Origin of the sequence: Streptomyces olivochromogenes (genome assembly GCF_021538895.1) — a bacterium.
Classification (GTDB): Bacteria; Actinomycetota; Actinomycetes; order Streptomycetales; family Streptomycetaceae; genus Streptomyces; species Streptomyces olivochromogenes_A.
Genome location: NZ_JADDRL010000241.1, coordinates 1 through 4,371, shown reverse-complemented (window position 1 = coordinate 4,371; position 4,371 = coordinate 1). Strand labels below are relative to the sequence as shown.

General features: G+C 70.2%; 3 protein-coding genes. All 3 read left to right on the top strand.

Annotated features, from left to right (window positions below):
• A partial coding sequence (locus IPZ69_RS46475; RefSeq protein WP_235460971.1) for a Mu transposase C-terminal domain-containing protein occupies positions 1-1,607 on the top strand: 1,607 nt, incomplete at its 5' end.
• On the top strand, positions 1,604-2,347 hold the full coding sequence (locus IPZ69_RS46470) for an ATP-binding protein (RefSeq protein WP_235460970.1): 744 nt from the start codon (positions 1,604-1,606) through the stop codon (positions 2,345-2,347). The genes IPZ69_RS46475 and IPZ69_RS46470, both read left to right, overlap by 4 nt.
• Complete coding sequence (locus tag IPZ69_RS46465; RefSeq protein ID WP_235460969.1) at positions 2,344-3,558, top strand: hypothetical protein; 1,215 nt, start codon at positions 2,344-2,346, stop codon at positions 3,556-3,558. The genes IPZ69_RS46470 and IPZ69_RS46465 overlap by 4 nt, the downstream gene beginning before the upstream one ends.
• The last annotated feature ends 813 nt before the right edge of the window (positions 3,559-4,371 follow it).

Sequence of the window (4,371 nt, the reverse complement as noted above, 5' to 3'; positions counted from 1 at the left end):
TGCGTCGGCTGCTCGCCCTGCGGCAGGAACAGAAACTGACGTCCCGGCATGTGCGGCTGATGGCGGAGTCCTTGCAGGTGACTGAGCGCACGGTGTGGCGGTGGCTGGCTGCGGCCGAGCGGGATGAGGCCGCAGCCGATGAGCCCGGAGCAAGGGCTCAGACCCGGGACCGCTTCACCGTCACCCCGGAGGTGCGGGGCCTGCTGGCGTTGTGGAAGGGCAATGTTGCGGCGGTCCATCGTGAGCTGACGGCCCGTGCTGCCCGGGAGTTCCCGTCCGCGGCTCCGCCGCCGTTGCTGCCCACCTTGCACCGGGCGATCCGCCGTGATCTGACGCCGGGGGAGCGGGCGGGGCTTGCGGGAGGTGAGCGGGCGGCACGGAAACACGATGTGTTCCTGGCCCGGCCGCGCGGGTGGCGTAACCAGGTGTGGGAGACCGATCATGTCCAGGCGCCGGTGCTGGTCGATGTCGACGGCAACGCCCGCAGGCCGTGGATCACCTGGTTCACCGACTGCGCGACGAACGCGATCACGGGTGTGGCGGTTACGCCGGGGGATCCGTCGCGGGAGTCGGTGCTGGCCGCGCTGCGCTCCGCGGTCCTGCGCGAGGCCCCCTACGGCCCGTTCGGCGGCCTGCCCGAGAAAGTACGTGTCGACCGCGGCAAGGATTTCCTGTCCAGGACGGTGACTGCCGCGTTCGAGGTGCTGGACGTGGTGGTGGAGGATCTGCCCGCCTATACCCCTCACCTCAAGGGCACGGTCGAGGGCCTGAACCGTGCGGTGGAGTCGATGCTGCTGACGGCCCTGCCCGGCTATGCCCATCAGCCGCGCCCGGGCAGACGGTCTTCCCGTCCGAAGGACGAGGTGCTGCTTGGTTTTGAGGACTTCACCGCCCGGCTGCTGGACTGGACGCTCTGGTGGAACACCGAGCATCGCCCCGCGCCGCTGCGGGGCAAGACTCCGCTTGAGGCGTGGCAGGACGATCCCACCCCGCTGCGGGATGTGCCGGCCGCGGATCTGTGGACGTTCACCCTGGAAGATGCCGGTACCCGTACGCTGACCACCCGCGGAGTCCGCTTCCGGAAACGCGACTACGTGGGAGCGTGGATGACCGGCCAGGCCGGCATCCAGGTCCGCATCCGCTTCATGCCCCATCACGACCACCGCATCGAGGTCTACCACGCGGCCACCGGCCGCTACCTGGGGTCCGCGGACCTGGCCGATCAGGCCACCGAGGAACAGGTCAGCGCCGTTCGGCGGGTGCGGGCCGCCCGCACCCGCCGCTTGAAGAAGGACCTGGCGGCCGCCCAGCGCGAGCGCTACGCCGCCGTGAACCAGCCCGAGGCACCCCAGCGGCTCGGCGCGCTGACCACCGCGCAGGCCGACGCCGAACTCGCCCAGGCCGCCGGCACCGGCCTGTCGCAGTTGTCGCTGCCGGACCTCATCCCGCCCGTCGCACCGCCAGTGGGGTGGCGTACCCCTGCTTCCCTGGCCGCGCTCACCACGCCAGGTCGCCCCGCCCCGCTCCCGTCCGGGAGGGATGGCGCTTCCGCCGCGGACGGGCGGGCCGCAGATCCCACCACCGACGAAGACGGAGGCGCCTCGTGACCGCGGATGCCTACCAGTACGTCGACCTGCCTGATGCGTCCGTGGTGACCACCCGTGCCCTGCTGACCGCCCGGGAGAGCATTGCCGACACGGTCGCGGCGCGGGCGATGATGTGCATCCACGGGGGTGCGGGCTTCGGTAAGACACTCGCCGTCAACATCTGCCTGCGGGAACTCGAACCCGGCGAGGACGTCCGCAAGATTACTTTCCGGGCCCGGCCGACGGCCCGTGCGGTGCGCTACGAGCTGTTCACCGCGCTCGGCCTGGCGGGTGAACCGCCGCGCCATCCCAGCGAGTTCGACCGTCTGCTGAAGACCGCTCTGGCCGAGCGGCCCCGCACGTTCCTGGTGGACGAGGCCCAGTGGCTGAACGGGGAGGCGTTCGAATACTTCCGCTACTTGTGGGACGAACCCTCAACCCAGCTTGCGATCATCTTTGTCGGCGGCGCGGGCTGCCACACCGTGCTGCGCCGCGAGCCGATGCTCTCCTCCCGGGTCTTCATCTGGCAGCACTTCACCCGCCTCACTCCCGAGGAGGTCTTGGAGGTGATCCCGCTGTTCCACCCGGTCTGGGCCGACGCCGACCCCGGTGACATCACCTTCGCCGACCAGCACGCCGCGCACGGCAACTTCCGCGCCTGGGCTCAGCTGACCGCCCACGCCCGTACCGCCCTGGCCCGCACGGGGCGCTCCCGCGTCGACCAGGAGCTGCTGCGCTGGGCCTTCAGCCGCCTCGCATGACCCCGGTACCGCCCGTCCCGCGCCTCGCAACCGCGCTGCCGGCCGTCACGCTGGTCATGGACCCCTACGACGATGCCGTCCACACCCACGCCGCTCTGGCCGCGCACCATCCGCCGTCCGGCCGGATCACCTTGCATCCCGGACCCGGAACCACCAGTGAGACGGCCCTCGCTCACGACCTTCTGGCCGCCCTGGGCAAACCGCCCCTGCTCCCGGGCCGTTTCCCCGCCGGCCGTCAGCCCGTCTGGGAAGCCGCCACCGCATGGATAACTGCTCTGCCCGTTACCCACCTGACCGTCCTGCGCGCCCACCGCCTCACCGCCCGCCGTACCGAACGCCTTCTGCAGCTGCGCGCCCTCACCGGCATCCGCCTGACCCTGGTCTGCCACCGCCCCCACCTTCCTGCAGCCCTGCACCACGCCCTGCAGACGGTCGACCACACCGTCACCACCGGCTGTGCGACCGCGCGCCGCCACTACTACGGCTCGCCCGCCGCTGTATGCCTGGCCGCAATGGACACCGACTGGCCGGCCGGCGAGTCCGGGACCGGTGTGCTGCGGCGGCGGTGGATCAGTCTGCCGGCCCTGACCACGCTGATGTCCTTCGAGGACAGCCCGGCATGCCGGTGCGCCGCGCCGCCGGCGAGCGGGCGCGGCTTCACGCCTCCCGCCATGCCTTCGCTGACTGAGCGGGAGGTCGCCCGACGCCTTCATACCGGTACGGCCCATCCCCATCTCGCGGCCGAGCTCGCCACTGCGTGTTTCACGGCCGCCTCGACCAGCCAGCTCTCCACCGCCCGGGTACAGGACGCGGCCCTCGACGGCAGCACGGTGACGCTCCACGACCGCCACAACGTCCGCCAGGGCTGCATGACCCACTCTGTACCCACCTGGGCACGCCCTCTCCTGCGGGCTGCCGCGTTCTCCCATCTCCTGGCCACCGGTACCAGCAGCGGCAAACTGTTCACCGACCCCTACGAAGGCGCAGGCCTGCCGCGCCTGACCGACTTCGCCGAGCAGCTGAAGCTCCGCCCGCCCCAGCCACCACGCCCCAAGCGGCGCAAGAACACACGCAGAAGGCCACCGCCACTGACCGTGTGGCCACTCTGCAACGCCCACCACCACCTGCCATGGACCATGCCCGAAGACATGCAGGGATGCCCCCAGCCACCCGGCTACAAGCCCAAGCGAGCGCCGTATGCTCTGCGGTGACTGTCAGTCAGCAAGACGGTCCCCTGGACCGGTTCCTCGGACGCTGCGCAGTTTCAGTGGTCGGCGACAGCATCTGGTGTCTGCCCCCGGGGGACAGGGGCTTGATCCAGAATGGATCTGGAGTTTATTTTGAAGCACAGGCCAGATGCCAGCCTCGGTCCGCGCTCACGCGGGAACGCCCCGGCACGCACCTGGACCGGTTCCTAGTATCTGGCGCATGACGGGTTCCTGGTACGTGCTGATGAAAGAAGGCCGCATAGATTTCGGGCGCCGACAGTACTGCTACCACCCCCGGCGGGAAGTGGCCCTCACCGAGCATGTCGAGGGAGACAGGCAGGCTGCGGATGGGCTCGAGGTCGCGAAGAGTCATGTGCCCGAGTTGCTCTATCCCGCATTCGGAACACAGGCCGCAGCGCAGTGTCTTCTGTCTGCACGATGGTCCGTGCCTGGTGAAGTTGAGGAGCCGTCAGGATGAGGTGGACTTCCGGGTGAGCGTGAGGGAGCCGGTCCACATCTCCCTCAGTACAAGCCGGTCCGTACGGGAACGTTGGCCGGCCCGGAGTTCCTCATCAGCGGGCCTTCCGACCTCCCACCCACACCCAGAGCAGGACCCCCCGTCCTGTTGCCGCGAGGGCCGTAGGCCCGTTCCGCGCGGAGCGCGGGGGAGGCTGGAGCGCAGCGGAAGCCGCACGGCCGGGGCGCAGACCCGGCACGAGGCCCGCGCAGCGGGCCGTGTCTCCGGAGCGCAGCGAAGGAGACGTCAACTCGACTGCGCAGCAGTCGAGTTGACTGGCGAGCAACGCGAGCCGCTCG